Genomic DNA, 24,942 nt, shown 5'->3' with positions numbered 1-24,942 from the left:
CCACCCGCCCCCGGCCGCCCCGCCCCCCTATCCCCCGCGGGGGGCCCGGCCGGGCCCGGGGCCGCCGTCAGGGGGCGGCGCCCCCCCCGACACCGGATCAGAAGACGGCGGGATCGACGTCCAGCGTGGTGCGGTCGAGGCTCGCGAGCAGATCGAACTGCGGCCCCGTCTTCGGAAGTTCGAATCGGAAGAAGTACCGGGCCGCCGCGCGCTTGCCGTCGTAGAAAGCGCCGTCACGCTCGCCCACGGCGAGGAGTTGTTCGAGCCAGATCCACGCGACCACCACATGCCCGACCGCTTCGAGGTACACGGTCGAATTCGCCAGCGCGACAGCCGGATCGCCGGTCGACCACAGGGCGGTGGTCGTCTCCCCCACCCGTACGACGGCACGTTGCAACTGCTGTGCGTACTCCGCGGCGTCGCCACCTGCGTCCAGCGCCTTCGTCACGGTCTCACCGATGGTCTCCCCCAGCACCGCGAGCGCGGCACCACCCTGCATGATCACCTTGCGGCCCAGCAGGTCCATGCCTTGAATGCCATGGGTGCCTTCGTGAATGGGGTTGAGGCGATTGTCGCGGTAGTACTGTTCGACATCGAATTCCCGGGTGTACCCGTAACCGCCGAGTACCTGGATCGCCAGACTGTTGGCTTCGAGGCACCACTGCGACGGCCACGACTTGGCGATCGGGGTGAGCAGGTCCAGCAGAAGTCCCGCGCGCGACCGGGCCGCCTCGTCAGGTGCGGTCCGCTGTTCGTCGACGAGTCTGGAACAGTACAGGCCGAGCGCCAGCGCACCTTCCACGTAGGACTTCTGCGCCAGCAGCATCCGGCGTACGTCGGGGTGTTCGACGAGTGCCACCTGAGGGGAAGCCGGGTCTTTCGCTCCGAGTGGGCGGCCCTGAGTTCGGGTGCGTGCGTAGTCGAGCGACTGGAGGTATCCGGCGTAGCCGAGCGAGGTCGCGAGGAATCCGACCCCGATCCGTGCCTCGTTCATCATGTGGAACATGTAGGACAGGCCCTTGTTCGGCTCCCCGAGAAGATAGCCGACCGCTCCCGCCTCTCCGCCCGGTGTGTATGTGCCTTCGCCGAGGTTCAGCAATGTGTTCGTGGTGCCGCGATTGCCCATCTTGTGGTTGAGGCCCACCAGGGCGATGTCGTTCCGGTCGCCCAGCGTGCCGTCGGAGTCGACGAGGAACTTGGGAACGATGAACAGTGAGATGCCCTTGACGCCGGCGGGGCCTCCCGGAATCTTGGCGAGCACCAGATGCACGATGTTCTCGGTCAATTCATGGTCCCCGCCGGAGATCCACATCTTCGTTCCGGTCAGGCGGTACGTGCCGTCGCCCACGGGCACGGCCTTGGTGGTGATGTCGGCGAGCGACGAGCCTGCCTGCGGCTCGGACAGGCACATGGTGCCGAAGAATCGGCCTTCGAGCATGTGCGGCACGAAGGTGGCGATCTGCTCGTCGCTGCCGTGCGCGACGAGCAGGCTCGCGTTGGCCGCGGTGAGGAACGGGTACGCGGAGGTGCCTGCGTTCGCCGCCTGGAACCATGCCATCGACGCGCGCAGAACCGCGATGGGCAACTGCATGCCGCCGTGAGCTTCGTCGAACCCGCCGGCGATGAGCCCCGCCTTGGAGAACAGGTCGAGTGCGGCCTTGACCTCCGGGATGATCTCGACGCGACCGTCCTCGTCCATCCGAGGTTCCTGGGCATCAGCCTTCTTGTTGTGCGTCGCGAAATGCTTCGTAGCGATGTCCGCACTCAGGTCCAGCACCGCGTCGAACGTCTCGCGGGAATGCTCCGCGAACCGCGAACGGGTGGTCAGGGACTCGATGTCGAGCCAGTCGTACAGCAAGAAGTCCAGGTCGCGGCGGGACAGCACGGGAGCAGGCATGGAGGGGTCCTTTCGGCGGAGTACCGAGCGCGCACCCAGTAGAGCAATCCGGGCGCGCCGGTCGACCGGCGGGGTGGCAGCCGTGGGTTGCACGGTACCGCGCGATGCTTGGCGCCGACGCCACGAATACGGGAATACTGCCCTTCATGAGCGGATCCCCTTCTGTGCTGGTCGTCGACGACGACGCGGACGTCCTCGCCTCCCTGCACCGCGGTCTCCGCCTCTCCGGGTTCTCGGTGTTGACCGCCGCCGGGGGTGCCGAAGCCCTGGAAGTCGTCGAGGCCGAGCGGCCCGATGTGATGGTGCTCGACATGAACATGCCCGGTCTCGACGGGACGGCCGTCATCACCACCCTGCGCGGTGCGGGGGACGACATCCCGATCTGCGTGCTCAGTGCCCGCGACACCGTCGACGACCGCATCGCCGGGCTCGAATCCGGCGCCGACGACTACCTGACCAAACCGTTCGTCCTCGCCGAACTCGTCGCGCGTATCAAAGCGATGCTGCGCCGGCGCGCCCCGGCCGATGATCAGGCGGTGCGGGTCGGCGCTCTGCGCATAGAACCGGCTGGCCGGCAGGTGTTCGTCGACGGCGATCCCGTGGACATGACCAAACGCGAGTTCGAACTCCTCGAGGTCCTGGCCCGCAATGCGGGCATCGTCCTCTCCCGCGAACGCCTGTTGTCGCTCGTGTGGGGTTACGACTTCACCTCCGACACCAACGTCGTGGACGTGTTCGTCGGTTATCTTCGCCGCAAACTCGAATCGGGTGGCCGCGCCCGGCTCGTCCATACCGTGCGCGGCGTCGGTTTCGTTCTCCGGGAGCCGTGAGATGCCCCGCTCGTTCTCGTTGCGCGCCCGAGTGGCCACCGCGACCGCGCTGGGCACGACCATCGTCGTGGGAATCCTGGGTGTAATTGTGGCGCTGGCAATTTCGCGCAACAATCTGGCACAACTCGACCGACGCCTCGACCTCGCCGCCGATGTGCTGGCAGCCAACGCCGCGGCCGCCGAATTGTTCCTGCCGGTATTCGGCGACGGCGGTGCGTTCGCCATGACGATCCGCGCGGAACCCGACGGCGCGCTGCGTGCGAGCACGCCCACGGAACTGCCCGTCCTCGAACCCGGCGCGCACACCGTCACCCTCGACGGAATCGACTACCGCGCGTACACCACCCCCATCGAATCGAATCGGGGTCTGATGTCGGTGGCCGTGCTCCTGGCCGAAGCGCAGGATGTGACCACCGATCAACACCGGCAGGTATTGATCGCCGGCGCCGTCGCAGTGGCCGCCGCGACCGGCCTCGGCTGGCTGCTCGGCGGCGGCGCGGTGCGTCCGCTCGTCGACCTCACCCGCCGGATCGTCGCCCGCGACCGGGATCTCTCCCCACGCCCGTCCGGAGTCACGGAAGCCGACGAACTCGCGTCGGCGGTGGGCGCGATGCTCGACGACGTGGCACGCGCGCGTGCCGCCACCGACGCCGCGCTGGCCACAGCGCGCGACTTCGCGGCGGCAGCGGCACACGAGATGCGGACGCCCCTGACGGCGATGCGGACGGACATCGAAGTACTCACGACCCTCGACCTCGAGGCGGACGACCGGTCCGAGATACTCACCGACCTCGCGCGCACTCAAGCACGATTGGAAGCGACCCTCAACGACCTCGAACGCCTCGCCAGAGGCGATCTGTCCACCGACCGCGATTTCGTCGACGTCGATCCCGTCGAAATCTGCGACACCGCTGCCGCGGACGCGATGCGCCGATATCCGGGCCTGACCGTGGACGTGCGAGGGGATGCGGGCCGGACGCTGCGCGGCCTACCCGCAGGCCTGCGACTCGTGGTGGACAACGCGATCACCAATGCCGTCCGGCACGGCGGCGCATCGCTCGTACGGATCACCGTCTCGAGGGACGATGCAGCCACCAGCCTGATCGTCGACGACGACGGAGTGGGTGTCCCCGCCGACGAACGCTCGGCAGTGTTCGAACGGTTCCGGCGCGGATCGAATTCCCGCCAGACCGGGTCCGGGCTCGGACTGGCACTCGTCGCGCAGCAGGCAACCCTGCACGGCGGTGACGCACACCTGGACGAGAGTCCGCTCGGGGGAGCCCGCCTCGTTATCCGGTTGCCTCACACGCGCCCCCGCGATCGATGATCGGCACTGGTGACGTTCCCCGCACCGACTCGATTCCCGCGAGGGCACATTGTGTCCGAATTGCTCAGTGCGGGAAGGGCTCTCCGGTGTACTCCCGCGTCTCCACCAGCACCGGCCAATTGCCGGAGTTGTTCCGCATCACGGCTTCGATGCCGTACGGCCGTAGTTCGCCGAGGTCGAGCGGTTCCGCATAGTCGCGGTCGGCGACGTCGCGGGCGCGGCGCAGGTGCGGAAGGAGTTCCGCCGGCACCTGCACTCGTGCTGCCATTGTTCCAGTCTGACAGCGAAAGCCGACACGTGCTCGTGGATGCGCCCGGATGCACAAGGGCCCGAGCCGGCATACACCGGACTCGGGCCCTCACGAACGAATTGCTACGGCAGGTCGACCAGGTCGATCACGAACACCAGCGTCTTGCCGCCGAGCGGGTGACCGGAGCCGGCCGGACCGTACGCGAGTTCGGGCGGCACGATCAGCTTGCGGCGACCACCGACCCGCATCCCCGGGATACCCTGCTGCCAGCCCGGGATCAGCCGGCCGAGCGGGAACGCGACGGACTGGCCGCGGCTCCACGACGAGTCGAACTCTTCGTTGGTCTCGTACTCGACACCCTTGTAGTGCACGTCGACGGTCGCGTCGGGCTGAGCCTCGGGACCTTCACCGATGGTGATGTCCTCGACGACGAGTTCGGTGGGTGCGGGGCCTTCCGACTTCTCGATGACCGGCGGTTCGGGCTGGACCTGCACGTCGAGCAGATCGATCACGAACACGAGCGTCTTGCCCGACAACTGGTGGCCCGATCCGGCGGGACCGTAGGCGAGTTCCGGCGGGATCGTCAGCTGACGACGCCCACCGACACGCATGCCGGGGATGCCCTCCTGCCAGCCGGCGATGAGACCGGCGAGCGGGAAGCGGATGGACTCGCCACGGCTCCACGACGAGTCGAACTCTTCGCCCGTGTCGAACTCGACACCGACGTAGTGCACGTCGACGACCGCACCCGGCGTAGCTTCGGGACCGTCACCAATCGTGATGTCCTTGATGACCAGTTCGGTGGGCGCGGGGCCCTCCTGGAACTCGATCTCCGGTTTACTCACAGGTCCTTCTCCCTTGTCGAGTGGCAGTCGTCGCACGCGCTCGGACAGATCGGTCAGCGAAGATCGATCCCCTTGTAGTCACGCTCGGTGTGGCCGACGTAGATCTGGCGCGGGCGCCCGATCTTGAGGGTCGGGTCGGAGTGCATCTCGCGCCAGTGCGCGATCCAGCCCGGCAGGCGGCCCAGCGCGAACAGCACGGTGAACATGCGGTCCGGGAAGCCCATAGCGCGGTAGATCAAACCGGTGTAGAAGTCGACGTTCGGGTACAGCTTGCGCTCGATGAAGTAGTCGTCGGTGAGCGCGGCCTCTTCGAGCTTCATGGCGATGTCGAGCAGTTCGTCGCCTGCACCGAGCTTCTTGAGGATCGAGTCGGCGGTCTTCTTGACGATCGCGGCGCGCGGGTCGTAGTTGCGGTAGACGCGGTGCCCGAAGCCCATGAGCTTCACGCCGTCTTCCTTGTTCTTGACCTTGCGCACGAACTCGTTGACGTCGCCGCCCGAGTTCTTGATCTGCTCGAGCATCTCCAGCACAGCCTGGTTCGCACCGCCGTGCAGCGGGCCCCACAGCGCGTTGATGCCGCCCGAGATGGACGTGAACAGGTTGGCGTCCGACGAGCCGACCAGACGCACCGTCGACGTCGAGCAGTTCTGCTCGTGGTCGGCGTGCAGGATCAGCAGCATGTCGAGAGCCTGGGCGATCTCGGGGTCGATCTCGTACGGCTCGGCCGGGAAACCGAACGTCATCCGCAGGAAGTTCTCGACCAGCGACAGCGAGTTGTCGGGGTAGAGGAACGGCTGGCCCACGGACTTCTTGTAGGCATAGGCGGCGATCGTCGGGAGCTTGGCGAGCAAACGGATCGTCGACAGCTCGACCTGCTCCGAGTCGTCCGGGTCGAGCGAATCCGGGTAGTACGCCGAGAGCGCGTTGACCGCACTGGACACGACGGGCATGGGATGCGCGTTACGCGGGAAGCCGTCGAAGAAGCGCTTGAGGTCTTCGTGCAGCAGCGTGTGCCGGCGGATCTTGTCGGTGAACGTCTCGAGCTGGTCCGACGTGGGCAGCTCGCCGTAGATCAGCAGGTAGCTGACCTCGATGAAGCTGGCCTTCTCGGCCAGCTGCTCGATCGGGTACCCGCGGTAACGCAGGATGCCCTTCTCACCGTCGATGTACGTGATCGCCGACTTGGTGGAGGCAGTGTTGACGAAACCGGGGTCGAGGGTGGTGTACCCGGTCTCCGCAAGGAGCTTGCCCAGCTCGATACCGTCATTGCCTTCCGTTGCTTTGGCGATCGACATCGCGTGCTCGCCACCGGGGTAGCTGAGGGCGGTTGTGGGTTCATTCTCAGCGGGCACGAAGGATCCCTCTCAAGCTCAGACCTACGAGAAACTTCCGAACATTCAGGTAGAACCTAGCCGTAACGCAGCGTGTACGCCCAGCCAGGGTCGGTCGAAAGTCCCCGCACAGTGTTTCGTTGATATCGACGTCGGACGTCGGCCCGCACCCTCGGAGACTCCGCCGCAAGGTCGGCGCACGCCGCTTACCTGGGGTAATCGTACGCGATCCGTGTGGTAGCACCATCGCCACCCCGCCACCTGCCGTTCGTGGCGCCCGTGCGTCACCCGGAGAAACCCACCGCACCGAGGCCCCAACTGGCGTCCCAGCCCTCCCCCGGCTGCAGGACCACTTCGTCGATACCCAGATTGAACGCATCGGGAGGGCACGTCGCGGGAATCAGTGCGAGCGAACGCTCCGCAGCACCCCCTGACCCAGCCGTCTCGGTGGTCGCATACAGCCACCCGAACTCCGGCACCGTTCGCAGCTCCACACCGCGCCCGTCGGGCCCGCAGAGACGGTGACGCACCACACCGTCGGCGTCCTCGTCGAGCGCGCTGAACGGTGTCGCGAGCCGTACACCGGCGAGGGAGCGTGGTGCGGTGAAGTCGTACTCGGTACCGGTGACGGGTTGCGAGTACGCGGTGGGAAGACCCCGTTCGCGGTCGATCGGAACTCGGGTACCTGCCGCCAGGTGCAGGGTGCACTCGTCGAGGGGGGTGTCCCCGGCCCGCAGATACGGGTGCACTCCGAGACCGAACGGTGCGTGGAAATCGCCGATGTTGGTCGCGGTGTGGGTGACAACGAGCCCGTACTCACCGAGTTCGTGGGTCGCGGTGAGCAGCAACCGGTAGGGCCATCCCTTCTGCATTCCGACCTCGAGCGCCTGCTCGACACGGGTAGCCGTGTGCGACACCAGGTCCCACTTCTTGTTCCAGGCGAAGCCGTGCACGGCGGTTTTCCGGCGCGGGTCGGTGACCGCCAGTTGGTGTTCGATTCCGTCGAAGAAGAAGTGGCCGTCGCGCACGCCACCCGGCCACGGGGCGAGCACGGCGCCCGCGTACAGCCACGGTTGCTCGGCAGGCCCGCTCTCGACGAGCCGGTAGGGGCCGGACGGATCGTCGTACACCAGCTCACGCACTGCAGCGCCCACCTCGGACACTTCGGCCCGGTAACCGCCGCCGCGGATCACGTAGTGCGCGGGACCGTCTCCCGGCCGGGATTCGGTCGGGTGATCGCGTTGCGAGTGGTGGATCGAGTCGGACATGTACCCAGTCTTGCGGGCTGCGGGCGATCGCACTACCCATTCGGGCGCCTGACCTCTCCGTACTGCAAACCTGTCCGGCAGTCCCGGATCACATGCCGGCCGTCATGGCCTCGATCACGGCCGCGGTCGCCACCACCGTCGGGACGTCGTCGATCGGGACGTCGGGGTCACCGGTGGTGGAATCCGAGAGCACCACCAGCACGAGCGGGTTCCCGTGCGGCGACCACACGACCCCGGCGTCGTTGACCGTTCCGTGGTGGCCTCCTCCCGTCTTGTCGGCCGCGGTCCAGCCCGGCGGCAGTGCCGCGCGGATGCGTTTGTCGGACGTGAGGCTCCCGCGCATCCACCCCGCGAGGGTGCGTTGTTGCTGTGGCGGCAGCCCCGCACCGAGAAGCAGTTCGTGGCACCCCGCTCCGAGCCCGGCGGCGGTCGTGGTGTCGCGCTCGTCGCCGCGCCCCGCTTCGTTCAGTTCGGGTTCCCACCGATCGAGGCGAGTCGCCCCGTCGTTGACGGCCCGCGCCAGGGCCGTCACCGTGTCCGGGCCGCCGATGCGTCGCAACAGGAGGTTCGCGGCGGTGTTGTCGCTTCGGGTCAGCGCGGCCTCGCACAAGCGACCGACGGTCATGACGCGGCCCTGATGTTCCGTCGTCACAGGCGAGTTCACGACGATGTCGGCGGGCTCGACCGCAATGGTCTCGTCGAGGGTCAGCCGGCCGAGGGATTCGAGACGCAGAATTCCGGCCGCTGCGTAGATCTTGAAGGTCGAGCACATCGCGAATCGCTCGTCGGCGCGGTGTGAACAGGTCCGCCCGTCGATCGGCGAGTGCGCGAACACCCCGAGACGGACCTTGTGGTCGTTCTCGATCCGGGCGAGACGTGTGTAGAGCGCGGGCAGACGCAACTGTGTCTCCGGTACACCCCTCGCAGCCGGGGTCGCATCCGGTGGCACCGTGCTGGATGCGCCGCATGCCGCCAGGATCGGAGCGGCCGACAGGACGACGGCACCGGAGAGAAAGCCTCTGCGGGACAGTGCCGTTCGGTCGAATGCGGGTGGTGTTGCCATGCGGCTACAACAGCATCCGAGCTCTCTCCGATGCCAATACTTTACCGAGGCCGAAGCAAGTCGGAAAACGTATCGTCGCTGGTGACAGCCCTATATGACTCCGGCAGTGGCCGCACTTCCGGTAAAACCGGGGACGGCGTCGAAGACGCTGGTTGAATGTCGGCCATGGATCTGATCCGTCATCTCCGGTTCTTCGTCGCGGTCGCCGACAAAGGACACTTCGGGCGCGCCGCAGCCGACCTGGAAATGACGCAACCTCCACTGTCCCAAGGACTTCGGCGTCTCGAAGAGTACATCGGGACCCCGCTCGTCCACCGCACGCAGCAGGGTGCCGTTCTCACGTCCGCCGGCGCGCAACTGCTTCCCCACGCCCGGTCGCTCATCGACGACTCCGACCGTTTTCTCACGGAAGCGGTCCGCGTGGCAGGCGCCCGCGCAGTGGTCCGCTGGGGCGCCTGCGTCGCGCTGCCGGACCGGTTGCTCACCGCATGCGTCGCGGCCTTGTGCGCCGAGACCGATGCGGCAGTGACGACCGAATCGGGGACCACCGTCGACCTGATCGATGCGGTGCGGTCGGGCAAATGCGATTTCGCCGTGGTCGAACTTCCCACGCTCGTGGACGGCGTGGAGGCCGGGCCCGTCACCAAGATTCCGCGGTGGGTCGTCGTGCCGAAGGACCATCGCAGCGCACACATCGAACGGCCTCGGTTCCCGATGCTCTCCGATCTGGCGTTCGCAGCCCCACCCCGAGCAGGAAACCCCGGGGCCTTCGACGCCGTGCGTGACCTACTGCGCGAACGCGGCCTCGAGGTCGACACGACGAGTGCGCCGGACGACCGGGCCGTCCTCGCCGCAGTGGCTGCGGGCACCCATTTCGGTATGTCGACCACGAGGCCCGGTTCGGCGCCGGGGGTCGCGTGGCTGCACTTGGCCCCCGCCGCGACCGCGCTGCAGGTGCGTCTCGTGTGGCGAACCGGCGCCGACATCGACCGGTATGTCGCGGCACTCGATCGGGTGGTGTTCCGGGAACGGGTGCGCTGAGCCGTACATCCCGACGGCCCGGACAGAGGTCACCGCGCGTCGGCGGCCGCTGCCTTCCCCCGCGTGGAGTCGCTGTCGTCCTTCATTCGCACCGCGATCGCGAAGACGAGCACACCTGCCGCCGCGAGGATCACTCCGGCAGCGGCCGGTGCGGTGTACCCGAATCCGGCGGCGATCACCGCACCGCCGATCGCAGCGCCGATCGCGTTGGCGAGGTTGAACGCGGCGTGGTGGAGCGACGCCGCGAGAGTCTGGGCATCGTCTGCGACATCCATCAGCCGGACCTGCAGTCCCGGACCGACCGCCGCGCACCCGGCGCCGAGCAGGAACACCATCACCAGAGCCGTGTACGGGTTGTGCACCGCGACGACGAACACGGCGAGCAGCACGCCGAGGGCACCCATGGTGGTGAAGATGCCCGCCACCAGCGCGCGGTCGGCGAGGCGGCCTCCCACCGCGTTGCCCACGACCATGCCGAGCCCGAACAGCATCAGGGCGACCGGGACCACCGATTTCGGTACGCCTGCGACGTCGGTCAGGGTGGTGCTGATGTAGGTGTAGACCGCGAACACACCACCGAAGCCGATCGTCGCGACGCCCAAGGTCATCCATACCTGCTTCCGGCGCAGAGCACCCAGTTCGGTCCGCACGCTCGTCGTACGGATGGACAGGTCCGGCACCCACACGACGACCGCCGCGACGGTGGCCACTCCGATCACCGCGACCAGACCGAACGCGGTGCGCCAGCCCAGTGCCATACCCAACCACGACGCGGCGGGCACCCCGATCACGTTCGCGACCGACAGTCCCATCATCAGGAGCGCGACGGCCCGCGCCCGCTGTCCCCGTCCCGCGAGATGCGCCGCGACGATCGCGGCGACGCCGAAGTACGCGCCGTGCGGCAGGCCGGCAACGAACCGGGAGGCCACGAGCGCGCCGTAGCCCGGCGCCAGCACCGTCGCTGCGTTACCGATCGTGAACGCGACCATCAAGGCGATCAGCAGCGTCTTGCGCGGTACCCGGGCGGTGAGGGTCGCGATGAGGGGCGCACCGACCACGACGCCGGCGGCATACGCGGACACCACGTGCCCGGCGGTCGGCTCGGAGACACCGAGCCCCGTCGCGATATCGGGAAGCAGGCCCATCGCCATGAATTCGGTGGTGCCGATCCCGAAACCACCGAGCGCGAGTGCCCACATCGCGCGGGTGCGGCCTGCCCGCGGACCGTCGTCGATCCGGACGTCGTCGGGTGGGCAGGCGGGAGCCGTGGTCATGAGAGAGCCTTCGGGGAGTGCACGAGGTACGCAAAGGAAAGTCCGGACGGCTGTGTCCGGCTCGTTCCATCTTCCGCTTCGGACCCGCCCACCTCGAATTCGTCAGGGGTGAGTTCCGCCACCGCCGCGTGGAGCGCGCCCTACGACAGGGTTCTCTCGACCCGGTACCGGACGAAGGCGGGGAACGCGAAGACACACACCGCGACGCCGACGACCACCAGGACACCGCCACCCGCTGCCGCAACCGCGGTCCCGGCCGCAGCGGCGGCCGCACCGTGCAGGACGTCGCCGATCCGGGGACCGCCGGCGACGACGACGATGAAGACTCCTTGCAACCGGCCACGCATCTCGTCGGTCGCGACGGTCTGCAGCATCGTCGACCGGAACGCCGCCGACACCATGTCCACGGCCCCTCCGAAGGCGAGGAAGGCGACCGCGAGCCACACCAGCAGCGCGCTCCCGCCCGAATCGGCGAACCACACCACGATCCCGAATCCGGCCATCGCGACGCCCCACAAGGCGATACACACGATCACCGCGAGCCCCTGCCGCCGCACTCTCGGCAGCCACCCCGAGAACACGCCGCCGACAACGGCTCCCACGGACATCGCCGCGAACAGCACGCCGAGAACGAATCCGCCCTGCACCGGATCCCCGAAGGTTTCGTGAGCGATCTGAGGAAACAATGCGCGCGGCATTCCGAAAACCATCGCGACGATGTCGACGACGAACGAGGCCAGCAGGATCTTCTGCCCGGACAGGTAGCGGAATCCGTCGAGCACCGCGCGCAGTCCCGCGCGCGTCACCTCTCCCAGCGGCGGGATCGGGGGCAGCCGGACGACCGCCCAGAGCGTCGCGAGCAGGAAGACGGCGTCGAGCAGGTACAGGGTCGACAACCCCACCATCGGGATAAGCACCCCGGCAAGCAGCGGACCGGCGATCGCGCCGAACTGCACCACGGTCATGTTGAGCGAGGTCGCCGCAGCGATCTGGCCCGTGGGAAGCACACGCGGGATCACTGCCGCGCGGGTGGGCTGATTCACCGCGAAGAACGCCTGCTGCACCGAGAACACGCCGAGCAGCACCCACACGTTGCCCGAACCCGCTGCGGCCTGTGCCCACAGGAGCAACGAGGTGACGCAGAGGCCGACCGAGGTGATGGTCAGCAGGGTGCGCCGGTCCATCGCGTCCGCGAGCGCGCCGCCCCACAGCCCGAACACGACGAGCGGCACGAGACCGAACACACCGGTGAGCCCGACGTAGGCCGAGTTCCGGGTGATCTCGTAGATCTGCTGCGGCACCGCGACAATCGCCATCTGGGCGCCGATCACGGTCACGACACCGGCCCACCACAGCCGCGCGAAGTCCTTGTTCTGCAGCGGGGTGGTGTCGGCGAGGATGCGTCTCACGGCTGGAGACGCCGGACGGACCACGCTCCGTCCACGAGCCGCATGCGAAGCCGGTCGTGCAGACGGTCGGGTCTCCCCTGCCAGAATTCGACGGTGTCCGGATGGATCCGGAATCCGCCCCAGAACGGCGGTACGGGAATGTCGTCGTCGGATCCGAGGCCGAATTCTCTGCCGGCCTCGACGAGTGCGTGTTCGAGGTCGGCGCGGGAGGCGACCGGCCGCGACTGCTGTGACGCCCACGCGCCGAGCCGCGACCCGCGCGGCCGGGTCCGCCAGTACGCGGCGGTCTCCTCGGGTGCGACACGATCCACCCGGCCCCGCAGGGTGACCTGGCGGTGCAGGGGCAGCCACAGAAAGGTCACGGACGCGTACGGGTGCGCGGCCAGATGGCGCCCCTTGTCCGATTCGTAGTTCGTGAAAAAGGTGATGCCATCCGGTCCGACGGCCTTGCACAGCACCGTCCGCGTCGCGGGATCGCCGTTGTCGTCGACGGTCGCAAGCACCATCGCGTTGGGTTCGGGCACGACGGCCTCGACGGCGGCGGCCAGCCATTGCCGGAACAACGGCAGCCAGCCGTCGGAGACGAGAGCAGGCCCGAGATCGGCGGAGAGCGTGTCGGCCGGGTCCGACGGGTTGTAGTCGGCACGCATCGACGCGAGATCGTCTGCCGGCACGTGCCGGCGCGGTGGTTCGGGCTGCACGGACGAGACGGTACTCCGGGACGGCCGACGCCCGAAGGCACGCGGTCGAGGACTAGAGTTCACCTGACGACTCGAGTGGGGTGCCGATCACAGTCACCGGTGTCCTCATTCCACCGGCAGTGCGGCTCGGATCGGGCGGCACACGAAAGAGGAGAGCCCATTCGCATGGCACCACGCGCGTCTGTACCCGAGGATTTCGTCGCAGGTCTCGAAGGCGTCGTCGCCTTCACCAGTGATATCGCCGAGCCCGACAAGGACGGTGGCGCACTGCGTTACCGCGGTGTCGACATCGAAGAACTCGTCGGCCGGGGCGTGACCTTCGGTGACGTGTGGGCACTTCTCGTCGACGGCGAATTCGGCCGGGGTCTGCATCCCGCCGAGCCTTTCCCGCTCCCGATCCACACCGGCAACGTGCGCGTCGATGTGCAGGCCGGCCTTGCGATGCTCGCGCCTATCTGGGGCTTCCAGCCGTTGCTCGACATCGACGACGCGACCGCCCGCGACAACCTCGCGCGTTCCGCGGTGATGGCGCTGTCGTACGTCGCTCAGTCGGCGCGCGGCATCTACCAGCCGGCGGTACCCCAGGAGCAGGTCGACAAGGCGAAGACCGTCACCGAACGGTTCATGGTGCGCTGGAAGGGCGAACCCGACCCGAAGCACGTCGAAGCCATCGATGCCTACTGGGTGTCGGCTGCCGAGCACGGCATGAACGCCTCCACCTTCACCGCTCGGGTGATCGCCTCCACCGGTGCCGATGCGCCTGCCGCACTGTCCGGCGCCGTGGGTGCGATGTCCGGTCCGTTGCACGGCGGTGCCCCGGCACGCGTGCTGCCGATGATCGAGGAGACCGAGCGCAGCGGCGATCCGCGCGCTGTGGTCCAGGGCATCCTGGACCGAAAAGAAAAGCTCATGGGCTTCGGACACCGGGTGTATCGCGCCGAAGACCCCCGTGCCCGCGTGCTGCGCGACACCGCCGAGCGACTCGGCGCTCCCCGCTTCGAGGCCGCTGCGGCACTCGAGCAGGCCGCGCTGACCGAACTGCGGGAGCGCCGTCCCGACCGCGCCATCGAGACCAACGTCGAGTTCTGGGCCGCCGTGATCCTCGATTTCGCCGAGGTTCCGGCCGCGATGATGCCGGCGATGTTCACGTGCGGACGGACCGCGGGCTGGTGTGCGCACATCCTCGAGCAGAAGCGTCTCGGCAAGCTGGTGCGTCCCGCAGCGATCTACACCGGGCCGGATCCTCGTTCCGTCGAGGCCGTCACCGGCTGGGAGTCGATCTCTCACCGCTGACGCACCCCGTCGGACGCTCACGCAAGCGGTCTAGACTACATCCGCACCATGTCACTCGACGCTTAGGACACGCATTCCGATGGCAGACGCTTCACCGATCATTCCCGCCGACCTCAAGCCCGCAGACGGCCGTTTCGGCTGTGGCCCGTCGAAGGTTCGCCCCGAGCAGCTCCAGTCGCTCGTCGACGTCGGTGCTTCGGTATTCGGCACCAGCCACCGGCAGAAGCCGGTCAAGGACGTCGTGGCCCGGGTGCGCTCCGGCCTGCGCGAGCTGTTCGCCCTGCCCGACGGTTACGAGGTCGTCCTCGGCAACGGCGGCACCACGGCATTCTGGGATGCGGCCGCTTTCGGCCTGATCCGCGAACGGTCGCAGCACTTCACCTACGGCGAGTTCTCGTCGAAGTTCGCCTCCGTCGCCAAGAAGAATCCGTTCATCGGCGATCCGATCGTCTTGGGCTCCGAGCCCGGATCGGCTCCCGAGATCGTCGCCGACCCGTCCGCCGACCTGATCGGCTGGGCGCACAACGAGACGTCGACGGGTGTGGCAGTGCCCGTGCAGCGTCCGGCCGGGTCGTCGAACGCGCTCATCGCGATCGACGCCACGTCGGGTGCCGGCGGGTTGCCGGTGAACATCGCCGACAGCGACGTGTACTACTTCGCTCCGCAGAAGTGCTTCGCGGCGGACGGCGGATTGTGGATCGCGCTCATGAGCCCGGCCGCGCTCGAGCGGGTTGCCGAGATCAAGGCGTCCGGCCGGTACACCCCGGACTTCCTGTCGCTGCCGATCGCAGTGGAGAACAGCAGCAAGGACCAGACGTACAACACTCCGGCGCTGGCCACCCTCCTGCTGTTCGCGAACCAGATCGAGTGGCTCAACGCCAACGGCGGCCTCGACTGGGCCGTGAGCCGTACGAAGGATTCATCGTCGCGCCTGTACGAGTGGGCCGAGGCTTCCGAGTACGCCACGCCGTTCGTCACCGATCCGGCGCTGCGTTCGCAGGTGGTCGGAACGATCGACTTCGCCGAGTCGGTCGATGCGGCGCAGGTCGCAAAGATCCTGCGCGCCAACGGCATCGTCGACACCGAGCCGTACCGGAAGCTGGGCCGCAACCAGTTGCGCGTCGGCATGTTCCCGGCGATCGATCCGGAGGACGTCACGCAGCTGACGAAATGTGTGGATTGGGTGGTTTCGCAGCTCTGATCTCCGGGTAGTCAGCGACGGTCGCGAGGGGCCGGGCCTTCAGCGGGGCCCGGCCCCTCTCCCGTACCCAACCCTCAACTGAACATCGAGACATTTCGGTGAACCTAGGACCATAACGCGTCCTGGGGGAAATCGTGTGACATCGCCCGGCGCGGCGCGGCGTGTCCGCGACCGGAAAATGTGACGACTCGATTACAGTTCGGGCCAGTCAATCGCGATCGGCGCGCGAGGAGGTCAAAGGTGCGAGAGCTTCGAGTGGTCGGTCTCGAGCCCGATGCAAAATACGTCGTGCTCGCCGATCCCAATACGGGTGACAAGTTCCGTATTCCGGTGGACGACACGCTGCGTGCGGCATCACGCGGCGATCTCGCCCGCCTGGGCCAGATCCAGATCGAAGCCACGAGCCAGCTCCGTCCCCGCGAGATCCAGGCGCGGATCCGTGGCGGCGCGTCGGTCGAACAGGTCTCCCAGGAGGCCGGCATCCCGATCGCCAAGGTCGAGCGTTTCGCCTACCCGGTGCTGCTGGAACGGTCCCGGGCGGCCGACATGGCGAAGAAGGGTCATCCCGTCCGCCCCGACGGCCCCACGGTCGAAACCCTTCTCGAGATCGTGACGCAGGCGTTCCGCGCCCGCGGCCACAACCTCGACGAGGCCACGTGGGATGCCTGGCGCGACGACGACGGGCACTGGGTCGCAGAACTGCAGTGGCAGGCGGGCCGGTCCACCAACACCGCGCACTGGCGCTACCAGCCGGATGCGCACGGCGGCACTATCACCGCGCTCGACGACATCGCGGCAGACCTCGTGGACCCGGATTGCGGCCGTCCGCTGCGGTACCTGACCCCGGTCTACTCCGCACGCGACGTCGACGACTCGACCGAAGCGGAGATCGCCGAACGCCGGGCAGCCGTGGCGAGCCCGATTCCGCTCGACCAGCCTGCGGTCTCCGAATCCACTGCGGAACCCGCAATTCTCGAGGCCCCCGGAAACGAGACGGTCGCGGCGACCGCATCCGACGAGCACGAGGATCCCGCCGCGTCGCACACCCCGCACTCGCCGAACAGGGACAAGCGCGGCAAGCCCGCACTCCCGTCCTGGGATGACGTGTTGCTCGGCGTGCGTAGCAACGGACGCATCTGAGGGATCGCCGATGGCGTCGATCGTTTCGGCGCTGTGGCACGTCGACGCTCCCGATCCGGCCGCGGTCCTTCGAAACTCCCGGCCGGATCCCGAGGCGGCCCGCGCCCTACTCGGGCGCCTCTTCCCGGACCGGCACCCCGCTGCGGTCGGCCGGGTTCCGCTCTCAACCGCGGTGCACGGCGGTGATTCCGGAGGCGGGCAGGTCTTCGTCGGCAGTTACCCGGGCGTCACCGTCGTGTGCAGCGGTGAACTGTCCCTCCGCACCCCCTCGCAACTGCCGCTGCGGTGGCGGCAGACCCTCGCGGCCGAACACACGTTTCTCACCGTGTCCGATGCACCGGGAGCATGGGGCGCCTTTGCCGCATGGGAGCGCGGCACTCTCCGACGGGCATTCGGGGCAAGCACCGTGGAGTTCTTCGAGGACGAGGGCGTCCCGTTCGCGTGGGAACGTCCGTTCTGGGCCGGCGAGCATCCGATCCGCTGGCCGGCGGACATCGCCCCGCCGCCGCAGTCGCTACCCTTCCATCCGCGCCGACTCGTCGAGCACGCCAACGCCGCGTGGCTCGGCTTCCGGTATGTAGGGCGGCTCGCCGCCGAACCCGATCCCGCCGACATCGAGGTGTGGGGGTTCGAATTGCAGGACCGGGACGAACCCGCGCCCGCGCCCCGGCGCCGCCGTCCCTCGTGGTGGCGGCGCGCTGCCCGCCTGTAGCCACGATCAGCCTGTAGTCACGATCAGCCTGTAGTCACGATCAGCCTGTAGTCACGATCAGCGCGGAATCCGGACCCGTTCGTAGAACGCCATCGCGGCGGCCGTGGCGACATTGAGCGAGTCGGTGCCCGGAGCCATCGGGATCCGCGCGCGCACGTCGGTCGCGCGCATCGCGTGTTCGGTCAATCCAGGGCCCTCGGCGCCGAGAAGCAACGCGACTTTCTCACCGGTCATCGCCGCGGAAAGCGGGACGGCACGCGGATCGGGAGTGAGCGAGATCAGCTGGAAACCCTTGTTCCGCAAGATATCCAGATCGTGCGGCCACCGGTCCACCGAGGCGAACGGCACCCGCAGGACGTGCCCCATCGACACCCGCACCGCCCGCCGGTACAGCGGGTCGGCGCAGCCTTTCCCGAACAGCACCCCGTCGACTCCGAGTCCGGCCGCATTGCGGAACATCGAACCGATGTTCTCGTGATCGTTGACGCCTTCGAGCACCGCGACGGTCGTCGCCTTCTCGAGCACGTCGCCGAGTTCGAGCGGCTCGGGACGGTTCGCGACCGCGAGGACACCGCGATTGAGATGGAACCCGACCACCTCGGCCATGACGTCGGCATCGGCCCGGAAGAACGGGACGTCGACGTCGCGGAGGTCGTCGGCGAGTTCACCGAGGCGCCGGTCGACGCCGAGCAGGCTCGTCGGCGCGAACCGCGAATCGAGCATCCGCTGCACCACCAGGACGCCCTCGGCGATCACCAGTCCTTTGCCGCCGGGAAGATCGGGCCGGCGATCCGAAGAGTTGAGATCGCGGAAGTCGTCCAGCCTCGGGTCGGCCGGGTCGTCGATGTCGATAACGTGAACCACACGCTCATTGTCCCAGCACGCCGGGGCGCGGACCCGCCGGGTCCGACCGGTCGCACGGGCCGTAGCGGCGTCGATACCCGGCCTGTCCGGGACCTCAAACCTGCCCGATCACCCTTCCGGGCGCGGGCGGTGCACGGCGCGTCGCCGTCAGTGGCCGTCGGAGGAATCGTCGGTAACGAGGCGGTACAGCACGTAGATCGAGAACCAGACGATCGCCACGGACGCCAGGACGAGCAAGAGCTCGTAGAAGAGAACCACACCCCGATGCTACGGCCAGGCCGGTGTATCGACCGGCCGTCGGTGATTTCCGAGCGTCGTCGGGTGCGACAGCGGTGCGGCCTCAGTTGCCGGCGAGCCGTTCCCAGTGCTCCGCGACGCGCTGGAGCGTCCCGATGAACTCCACCTGCTCGTCCTCCGACAGAGGCGACAGCAACGGTCCCTTCAGTGCGGTCACCCGCGCCGTGACCTTGTCGAGCACCGTCTCCCCCTCCGGCGAGAGGTACAACAACTTTCTCCGGCCGTCGGAGGTGTCCGGGATCCGGGCGAGCAGGCCGCGCAGTTCGAGTCGGCGCGCGAGGTCGGCCATCGTGGAGTTGTCGAGAGCGACCGCGCCCGCCATGCTCCCCTGATCGGAGCCCGGGAACATGCGCACCGCGGTCATCACGGAGAATTGCGGTCCGGTCAGAACAGGGTCGACGTGCTTGCCCCAGTACGCCGTGTACGCCTGGTAGAGCCGGCGCGCCAGGTATCCCGGCATGCCGAATAGGTCGGGTGGGGTCGGTAAGGCCTCGTCGAACTCGCGTGTCACCTGTTGAGCCCCCCGTCGCGGATCAGTTCTCGTCGCTCACCAGCGCCGAGAGGATGCCGATGGCGCTGCGGAGCGTCGTGAGGCTGGCCGGATCGAGCTTCTCGAGACGCTCGGTCAGCCACGCTTCGCGCGCCTGCGCCTCGTCGGCGAGCATCTCTTTCCCGGAATCGGACAGCGTCACGATGATCTGGCGACCGTCGGTCGGGTGCGGCGTGCGCCCGACGAAGCCCAGATCGTGCAGTGACGCGATGACCCGTGTCATCGACGGCGGCTGAACGCGCTCACGGGCTGCCAGCGCCCCCGGTGTCATTGCCCCCTCCGAGCCCAGCGTCGCCAGAGCCGACAGCTGAGTCAAGGTGACCCGGGAATCTGTGCGTCTCCCCCGTAAATGACGCGTCAGACGCACAACGGCGATCGCGAGGTCGCCTGCTAGTGCGCGTGTATCCGAGATCATGGCGAGCACAATACGTCACCTGGGCCCGGACGCGGCCCGACGCGGCTAGGTGAGAACTTCGGTGATCGGATCGATCGCGAAATACACCGCGAAGAGCACCGCGACGATCCAGAGGATCGGGTGGATGGTGCGGATCCGGCCTCCGGCCGCATGCAGGATCACCCAGGTGATGAATCCGACGCCGATGCCGTTGGCGATCGAGTAGGTGAACGGCATCACCATGATCGTCAGGAAGGCGGGCAGAGCCACGGCGAAATCGGAGAAGTCGATGTCGCGGACCTGACCGATCATGAGCGCACCCACGACGACCAGTGCCGGCGCGGCCGCCTCGATCGGAACCACTTCGTAGAGCGGGGTGAGGAACATGGCCAGCAGGAACAGCACGCCGGTCACGACGTTCGCCAGGCCCGTGCGTGCACCCTCGGCGATACCCGAGGCCGATTCGACGAACACCGTGTTCGACGACGCCGACGCGCCACCACCGACGATCGCGCCGGCACCCTCGACGACCAGGGCCTTCCCGACGCTGGGCAGGTTGCCGTCCTTGTCGGTGAGTCCGGCTTCCTTGCCGAGGCCGGTCATGGTGCCCATGGCGTCGAAGAAGTTCGCGAGGACCAGGGTGAACACCAACAGCGTCGCGGCGATCACGCCGATGCGGGTGAAGGCTCCGAAGAGGTCGAACTGACCGACCAGGCTCAGATCCGGAATGCCCAGGAACGATCCGGGAGCCTCCGGCGTGCTCAGGTTCCAGCCCTTGGGGTTCGTTCCGAGCGACGGGCCGACGTCGGCAACCGCTTCGACGATCATCGCGATGATCGTCGTGACGACGATGCCGATCAGCAGACCGCCGCGGACCTTCCTCGCGACCAGCACGCCCATGATCAGCACACCCAGGACGAACACGAACGTGGGCCACGAGGCAATGGATCCGTCGATACCCAGTCCGACCGGCACGGTCGTCCCGGCGGCATCGGGGATGCGGCGGACGAAACCTGCGTCGACCAGGCCGATCATCGCGATGAACGCGCCGATACCGGCGGCGATCGCAGCCTTGAGGGCCGGCGGGATCGCATTGAAGACGGCGGTACGGAAGCCGGTGAGGGCCAGCACCACGATGATGATGCCGTCGATGACGACCAGGCCCATCGCTTCGGGCCACGTCACCTGCGGCGCGATGCTCACGGCGAGCAGGCTGTTGATGCCCAGTCCGGCTGCGATCGCGAACGGATAGTTCGCGACGACACCGAAGACGATGCTCATCAGACCCGCGACCAGTGCGGTGACCGCCGCGACCTGATTGATCGGGAGGATGTTGCCGAGAACATCGATCTTGGCGGTCGCGTCGTCGGCGGAGAAACTGCCGAGAATCAGCGGGTTGAGGACAACGATGTAGGACATCGCGAAGAAGGTGACGATGCCACCACGCACCTCGCGGGACAGCGTCGAGCCCCGCTCGGAGATCTTGAAATACGTATCCACAAAGGATGATCGCTCGGGTTCGGTGCCCACTGCCATGTCCATGAATTCCGCTCGTCGAGTACGGTGCGTCGCAACGGGAAAAGATTATTGCAGTCGAAACGAACTAATCTGCAAATCGTGAATCCAGCCCACACTGCCGCAGCCCGGACCCGGCGCCTCGCCGATCCGCGCCCCGTACTCGCAATCGGAACCGCATTGTGGGTGGTAGCGACCGTCGTCGTGCTGCTCGGCGGGGACCGCTGGAGCGACATCCTGCCGGTGTGTATCGCGGGAATTCTGGTGGGGCTGTTGGGTTCTGCTCTGTTTCTCGCCCAGCGGCGCGCGGCACGACGGGGGCATCGCGGCGCGCAGGTCGGCTTGGATTGACGCTCGTCGCGGGGCCGCGGTATGCCGGAACGCCCCCGGCAGCGCTCATCGGGCCGGACGCACCCGAGTGAGAAACCACACCCAGAGCAATGCCCACACGACACCGCAGATCCAGCCTGCGACCACGTCGGTCGTCCAGTGCGCAGCGAGGTAGATCCGGGACAATCCCACGACCAGCGAGTAGGTGCCCAGGACGGTGAGCGCGGCGATCCGCCGCCGGTCCCTGCGCGGCCAGGTCCGCACCACGACGACGGCGAGCACCGTCGCGAGGATGGCGGTCATCATCGCGTGACCCGACGGGAACGATTCGGTCTGGATCACGATCAACCGCTCCGGTCCGGGTGGGCGAGTCCGCCCGAACAGGTTTTTCAGCAGGGCCATCACCGGCCACCCGGTCAGCACGGCGCCGCCCACAAGGATTGCGTCGCCCGTCCTGCCGGCCCGCATCAGCAGCACCGCAGCGATCAGGGCGAGCACGATGGTGGCGCCGACACCGCCGGTGTGCGTGATGCCGGTCATCAGCGACGTCAGCCACGGCTCGCGGACGGCGACCGCCCACTCGAGCACATCGACGTCGAGCGTCACGACCGTGCGCCACCCTGCCCCGCGACAGAGTGCGCAACGCCTCCCGCCGCGACAGCGGGCGCAAGCCCCTCGGCGGTGCTGTGGGTCGAACCCGAGGCGTCGACCCACCACGACACGTCGTGGTCGCCGGTCAGGGCGCCGGAGCAGCGAACGGTGAGCCGGTCGTGCATGACGAGGCTGCCCTTCGGGAGGGGTGCGCCCGTCACCACCGTGGCCGCGACCGCAGCGGGTTCGCGGTCCCACGTCGTGGCCCTGCCCGGCCGGGTGGGCTCGGCCGTGAGAACAGCCGACGCGACCGGCAGGTCGAGAAGGTCGGCGAGTGCCGCCGCGGTTCCCGCCGCACCCGTGACGAGCCGATCGGGCGGAATCACCCCGACCCACCACGGCCGGTCCGGGATCAGCGCGTCGGCGGCGTCGACCACCGCCCCGGACACGGCCCGAACACCGTCGGGCAGTGTCACGGCGTCGGCTTCGACGGTGCCGGCCGCGAACGCGCGGGCGAGAGTCGTGTGGGCGGCGACGATCACCGCAGGTGTGGGGTGACGCGCCGGGTCGGCGAGCCGATCGAGGAGGGTCTGAGCGAGATCGAGGTCGTCGAGTCCGTCACCTGCGAGACAACTGCGGAACGCGTCCGCATCGGGATGTGTGCACGGGTCGAGCAGACCCTCGAAGGTGGTGTCGTCGGCCCATCGGTAACGGCCAAGCCGCTGCCCGTCGAGGATCGCTTCGTTACGCAGCCACCAGGCCGTGTAACCGGCGCGGTCGGCGAGTGCTGCGGCAGTCGCCGGGTCGGAGGCCAGCAGCGCGAGCGCTTGCGCCCAGCGGTCCTCGTCGACCAGGTCGAGGTCACGCACCGCCACGAGCGTGTCCGGATCGGTGTCGACCGTCTCCCACCACAGGTCCTCATCGGGAAGGTTGTGGTCCGGTCCGGTGGGCAACTCGGCTCGCAGGACGGTGAATCCCCAGCCGACACCGACAGCGCGGAGCGCATCGGCACCGTACTTCTCGACGATGTCTTCCGCGACGGTGCCGAACGGCGCATCGTCGACGAGGACCTCCGCGAGGGGTGCGCCGGGCAGGAGCAACTCGTCCGCCGGCGTGAGCTCGCCGTGCGCGTCGGGCAGCGGCAAGGCGCCCAGTTCGCGGGGAACGGCACTCGCAGACACATGCGTGACAAGTCGCAGGACGACATCGGCGAGCTTCGCGGGAGTGTCGTCGGTGGGGTCGTCGAGGTCGGCGTCCTCGACCGCCGCGACGAGCGCCGGATCGGACAGGAGATCGGCGGCGCTCACGGTGCCCGCACCCAACCGCACGAGCAGCGGATGGGCCGCGTCGGGATGCACGAGCCGTACCCACGGCAACGCCAGGTCCCGGACCTCGGGCAGGTCGGAGGCCAGCACCGTGGTGCGAGGACCGGTCACCGTGCGCCCGTCCGACAACGGGACCGGCAGGGAGGCGAGTTCCTCCGCGACCACCCCGTCGACGACGAGCGGCATCAGCGCCTCGTACAGCGTGTTCCACCAGTGCGGCTCACGGTGGTGGCCGGAGAGCAGTTCGGCGAGTCGCGCGGGGCCGATGAGCTGGACGTCCACCGCGGCGAGGGCGGGAGCGTAGCGCGGCGTACACAGCGCAGGCGAGATCAGTCCGGGGACGATGTCGGCGAGCACCTCTGCCAACTCGTCGGTGAGTCCCGGAAATGCGACCGCCCGCGAAGGCAGCAGGTCTGCACTGCCGTCGGCAGCCGGCAACCATGGCCGGCTCCGAAGATCGTCGAGGACCGCTTCACGCAGACGGTGGTCGGCGTCGCTGCGCGCGAAGCCCGGCGTGGGCACGAGGTCGAGTCGCTGGTCGGCCGGCAGTGCCGCGACGAACGACGCATAACCCTCGCCCGCCGCCTCGATGTGTGCACCCGGCAGCATCCGGCGACGGTCCGGCTGCATCGCCACATCGGCGACGACGAGCGCCGGCAGGGACAGTTCCTCGTCGGAACGGGTGGGTGCGCGAAGCACGTCGGCGGTGACGGGCCGCACCCGGTCGCGCACGACCGGCACGAGCCACCGCGCCGACGAGCCGCGGTACTCCCACCAGCGGAGGTCCCCGATCCGCACGTCGTGCAGACCGGACGGGAGCGGTGCCTCCGTACGTGTCAGTTCGTGTCCGTCGACGACCACGGTGTGTAGGGCCGGGAGTTCGAGCAGTACGTCGACGGCCTCGTCGCGGAAGCGGTCGAGCAACTCTTGCGCGTCGATTCCCGGCCTGAGGTGCAGCACGACCTCCGTGTCGGTGCCGTCGGAGGGTGTGGTGCCGGTCGGCCACGCCAGTCGCAGGGCAGGGATCCCCGATGTGGGCACCGGGAGGTCGTGGTCGGCGAGGACGTCGCGTGTGCGGGATTCCGAGAAGCGAACGGACCCGGTGCGGGAGCGCACCTCGATTTCGTCGGCGACCGAGAGGACGGCCGTGAAGCCCACACCGAACTGCCCGACTCCCTGCTTCTTGCTGGAGGCGCGCAGCGCCGTCAGTGCCTGCAACCCGGCTTCGTCGAGAGGTTCTCCGACGTTGGCGACGTGGAGCGCGTCGCCGTCGCACCAGACCCGCATCTCACCGGGAATGCCGGCGCGAGTTGCGGCGTCGGCGGCGTTCTGGGCGAGTTCGGTGAGAACCCGGTCGCGATAGCCCGCGCGAACGTAATCGGCTTCGGTGGCGGCGTCCTCTCGCAACCGAGTGGGCGACGACCGCCACGCCGCGACGATGCCGTCCCGGAGCGCCGCGGTACCGAACGGATCCGCGGAGTCGGGGGCCGGCAC

Annotated in this window: 22 protein-coding genes and 3 pseudogenes; 8 read left to right on the top strand and 17 right to left on the bottom strand. The window is 68.2% G+C overall.

Translation table 11 applies throughout. From position 1 onward, the window contains the following. Positions 1-97: 97 nt before the first annotated feature. A complete protein-coding gene (locus ACFWU2_RS05080; RefSeq protein WP_378601875.1) occupies positions 98-1,897 on the bottom strand; it encodes an acyl-CoA dehydrogenase in 1,800 nt (599 codons plus the stop codon). A 146-nt stretch (positions 1,898-2,043) separates the two neighbouring features. On the opposite strand from ACFWU2_RS05080, the gene ACFWU2_RS05075 reads away from it, so the two are divergent. After that, positions 2,044-2,727 (top strand): response regulator transcription factor, encoded by a 684-nt coding sequence (locus tag ACFWU2_RS05075; RefSeq protein ID WP_378601872.1) that lies wholly within the window; start codon positions 2,044-2,046, stop codon positions 2,725-2,727. A 1-nt stretch (position 2,728) separates the two neighbouring features. Further along, positions 2,729-4,054 (top strand): sensor histidine kinase, encoded by a 1,326-nt coding sequence (locus tag ACFWU2_RS05070; RefSeq protein WP_378601869.1) that lies wholly within the window; start codon positions 2,729-2,731, stop codon positions 4,052-4,054. Between the two features lie 64 nt (positions 4,055-4,118). Here the strand turns inward: ACFWU2_RS05070 and ACFWU2_RS05065 are convergent. The 7 genes and pseudogenes from ACFWU2_RS05065 to bla form a co-directional block, all read right to left on the bottom strand. Next, a pseudogene (locus tag ACFWU2_RS05065) lies at positions 4,119-4,217 on the bottom strand (VOC family protein); the annotation flags it as partial. Continuing rightward, positions 4,218-4,304 (bottom strand): annotated as a pseudogene (locus ACFWU2_RS05060) (AraC family transcriptional regulator); the annotation flags it as partial. 122 nt (positions 4,305-4,426) lie between these two features. Further along, positions 4,427-4,798, bottom strand: coding sequence for an FKBP-type peptidyl-prolyl cis-trans isomerase (locus ACFWU2_RS05055; RefSeq protein WP_378602354.1), 372 nt, complete (start codon positions 4,796-4,798; stop codon positions 4,427-4,429). Positions 4,799-4,801: 3 nt separating this feature from the next. Next, positions 4,802-5,149, bottom strand: a pseudogene (locus tag ACFWU2_RS05050) (FKBP-type peptidyl-prolyl cis-trans isomerase); the annotation flags it as partial. Between the two features lie 53 nt (positions 5,150-5,202). After that, positions 5,203-6,501, bottom strand: a complete 1,299-nt coding sequence (locus tag ACFWU2_RS05045) for a citrate synthase (RefSeq protein WP_378601866.1) — start codon at positions 6,499-6,501, stop codon at positions 5,203-5,205. A 263-nt stretch (positions 6,502-6,764) separates the two neighbouring features. Beyond that, complete coding sequence (locus ACFWU2_RS05040) at positions 6,765-7,748, bottom strand: aldose 1-epimerase family protein (RefSeq protein WP_378601863.1); 984 nt, start codon at positions 7,746-7,748, stop codon at positions 6,765-6,767. Positions 7,749-7,836: 88 nt separating this feature from the next. Next, on the bottom strand, positions 7,837-8,811 hold the full coding sequence (bla, locus tag ACFWU2_RS05035; protein ID WP_378601860.1) for a class A beta-lactamase: 975 nt from the start codon (positions 8,809-8,811) through the stop codon (positions 7,837-7,839). A 165-nt stretch (positions 8,812-8,976) separates the two neighbouring features. On the opposite strand from bla, the gene ACFWU2_RS05030 reads away from it, so the two are divergent. Continuing rightward, complete coding sequence (locus ACFWU2_RS05030; protein WP_378601858.1) at positions 8,977-9,852, top strand: LysR family transcriptional regulator; 876 nt, start codon at positions 8,977-8,979, stop codon at positions 9,850-9,852. A gap of 29 nt (positions 9,853-9,881) precedes the next feature. Here ACFWU2_RS05030 and ACFWU2_RS05025 read toward each other — a convergent pair whose 3' ends face one another. From ACFWU2_RS05025 to pdxH, 3 genes are all read right to left on the bottom strand, one after another. Beyond that, entirely contained in the window at positions 9,882-11,126 is a 1,245-nt protein-coding gene (locus tag ACFWU2_RS05025) for an MFS transporter (RefSeq protein ID WP_378601854.1), read from the bottom strand. Between the two features lie 140 nt (positions 11,127-11,266). Then, positions 11,267-12,535, bottom strand: coding sequence for an MFS transporter (locus ACFWU2_RS05020; RefSeq protein WP_378601851.1), 1,269 nt, complete (start codon positions 12,533-12,535; stop codon positions 11,267-11,269). After that, entirely contained in the window at positions 12,532-13,185 is a 654-nt protein-coding gene (pdxH, locus tag ACFWU2_RS05015) for a pyridoxamine 5'-phosphate oxidase (protein ID WP_378602351.1), read from the bottom strand. The genes ACFWU2_RS05020 and pdxH overlap by 4 nt, the downstream gene beginning before the upstream one ends. A 216-nt stretch (positions 13,186-13,401) precedes the next feature. Here pdxH and ACFWU2_RS05010 point away from each other — a divergent pair, with 216 nt between their 5' ends. The 4 genes from ACFWU2_RS05010 to ACFWU2_RS04995 all read left to right on the top strand — a co-directional run bounded on the left by ACFWU2_RS05010 (position 13,402) and on the right by ACFWU2_RS04995 (position 17,582). Next, a complete protein-coding gene (locus tag ACFWU2_RS05010; RefSeq protein WP_378601848.1) occupies positions 13,402-14,529 on the top strand; it encodes a citrate synthase 2 in 1,128 nt (375 codons plus the stop codon). Between the two features lie 79 nt (positions 14,530-14,608). After that, entirely contained in the window at positions 14,609-15,730 is a 1,122-nt protein-coding gene (serC, locus tag ACFWU2_RS05005; protein WP_378601845.1) for a phosphoserine transaminase, read from the top strand. A gap of 240 nt (positions 15,731-15,970) precedes the next feature. Beyond that, positions 15,971-16,870, top strand: a complete 900-nt coding sequence (sepH, locus tag ACFWU2_RS05000; protein WP_378601843.1) for a septation protein SepH — start codon at positions 15,971-15,973, stop codon at positions 16,868-16,870. Between the two features lie 10 nt (positions 16,871-16,880). After that, entirely contained in the window at positions 16,881-17,582 is a 702-nt protein-coding gene (locus ACFWU2_RS04995; protein ID WP_378601840.1) for a DUF6928 family protein, read from the top strand. Positions 17,583-17,639: 57 nt separating this feature from the next. Here the strand turns inward: ACFWU2_RS04995 and ACFWU2_RS04990 are convergent, their stop codons facing one another. The 4 genes from ACFWU2_RS04990 to ACFWU2_RS04975 form a co-directional block, all read right to left on the bottom strand. Beyond that, positions 17,640-18,446 (bottom strand): TrmH family RNA methyltransferase, encoded by an 807-nt coding sequence (locus ACFWU2_RS04990; RefSeq protein ID WP_378601837.1) that lies wholly within the window; start codon positions 18,444-18,446, stop codon positions 17,640-17,642. Positions 18,447-18,786: 340 nt separating this feature from the next. Beyond that, positions 18,787-19,254, bottom strand: coding sequence for a MarR family winged helix-turn-helix transcriptional regulator (locus ACFWU2_RS04985; RefSeq protein ID WP_378601834.1), 468 nt, complete (start codon positions 19,252-19,254; stop codon positions 18,787-18,789). Between the two features lie 22 nt (positions 19,255-19,276). Continuing rightward, the gene (locus tag ACFWU2_RS04980; protein ID WP_378601832.1) at positions 19,277-19,708 is read right to left on the bottom strand and encodes a MarR family winged helix-turn-helix transcriptional regulator; all 432 of its coding nucleotides are present in this window, start codon (positions 19,706-19,708) and stop codon (positions 19,277-19,279) included. A 45-nt stretch (positions 19,709-19,753) separates the two neighbouring features. Then, positions 19,754-21,223 carry an NCS2 family permease gene (locus tag ACFWU2_RS04975; RefSeq protein WP_378602348.1) on the bottom strand — a complete coding sequence of 490 codons (1,470 nt, stop codon included), beginning with the start codon at positions 21,221-21,223 and terminating at the stop codon, positions 19,754-19,756. Between the two features lie 81 nt (positions 21,224-21,304). On the opposite strand from ACFWU2_RS04975, the gene ACFWU2_RS04970 reads away from it, so the two are divergent. Then, complete coding sequence (locus tag ACFWU2_RS04970) at positions 21,305-21,553, top strand: DUF2530 domain-containing protein (RefSeq protein WP_169621181.1); 249 nt, start codon at positions 21,305-21,307, stop codon at positions 21,551-21,553. 45 nt (positions 21,554-21,598) lie between these two features. Here ACFWU2_RS04970 and ACFWU2_RS04965 read toward each other — a convergent pair whose 3' ends face one another. Further along, positions 21,599-22,138 carry a phosphatase PAP2 family protein gene (locus ACFWU2_RS04965; RefSeq protein ID WP_378601829.1) on the bottom strand — a complete coding sequence of 180 codons (540 nt, stop codon included), beginning with the start codon at positions 22,136-22,138 and terminating at the stop codon, positions 21,599-21,601. After that, entirely contained in the window at positions 22,135-24,942 is a 2,808-nt protein-coding gene (locus tag ACFWU2_RS04960) for a sacsin N-terminal ATP-binding-like domain-containing protein (protein ID WP_378601826.1), read from the bottom strand. The genes ACFWU2_RS04965 and ACFWU2_RS04960 overlap by 4 nt, the downstream gene beginning before the upstream one ends.

This window comes from Rhodococcus sp. NPDC058639, from assembly GCF_042717545.1.
In the GTDB taxonomy this organism is placed as follows: domain Bacteria; phylum Actinomycetota; class Actinomycetes; order Mycobacteriales; family Mycobacteriaceae; genus Rhodococcus.
This window is presented reverse-complemented; position numbering and strand designations above follow the sequence as displayed.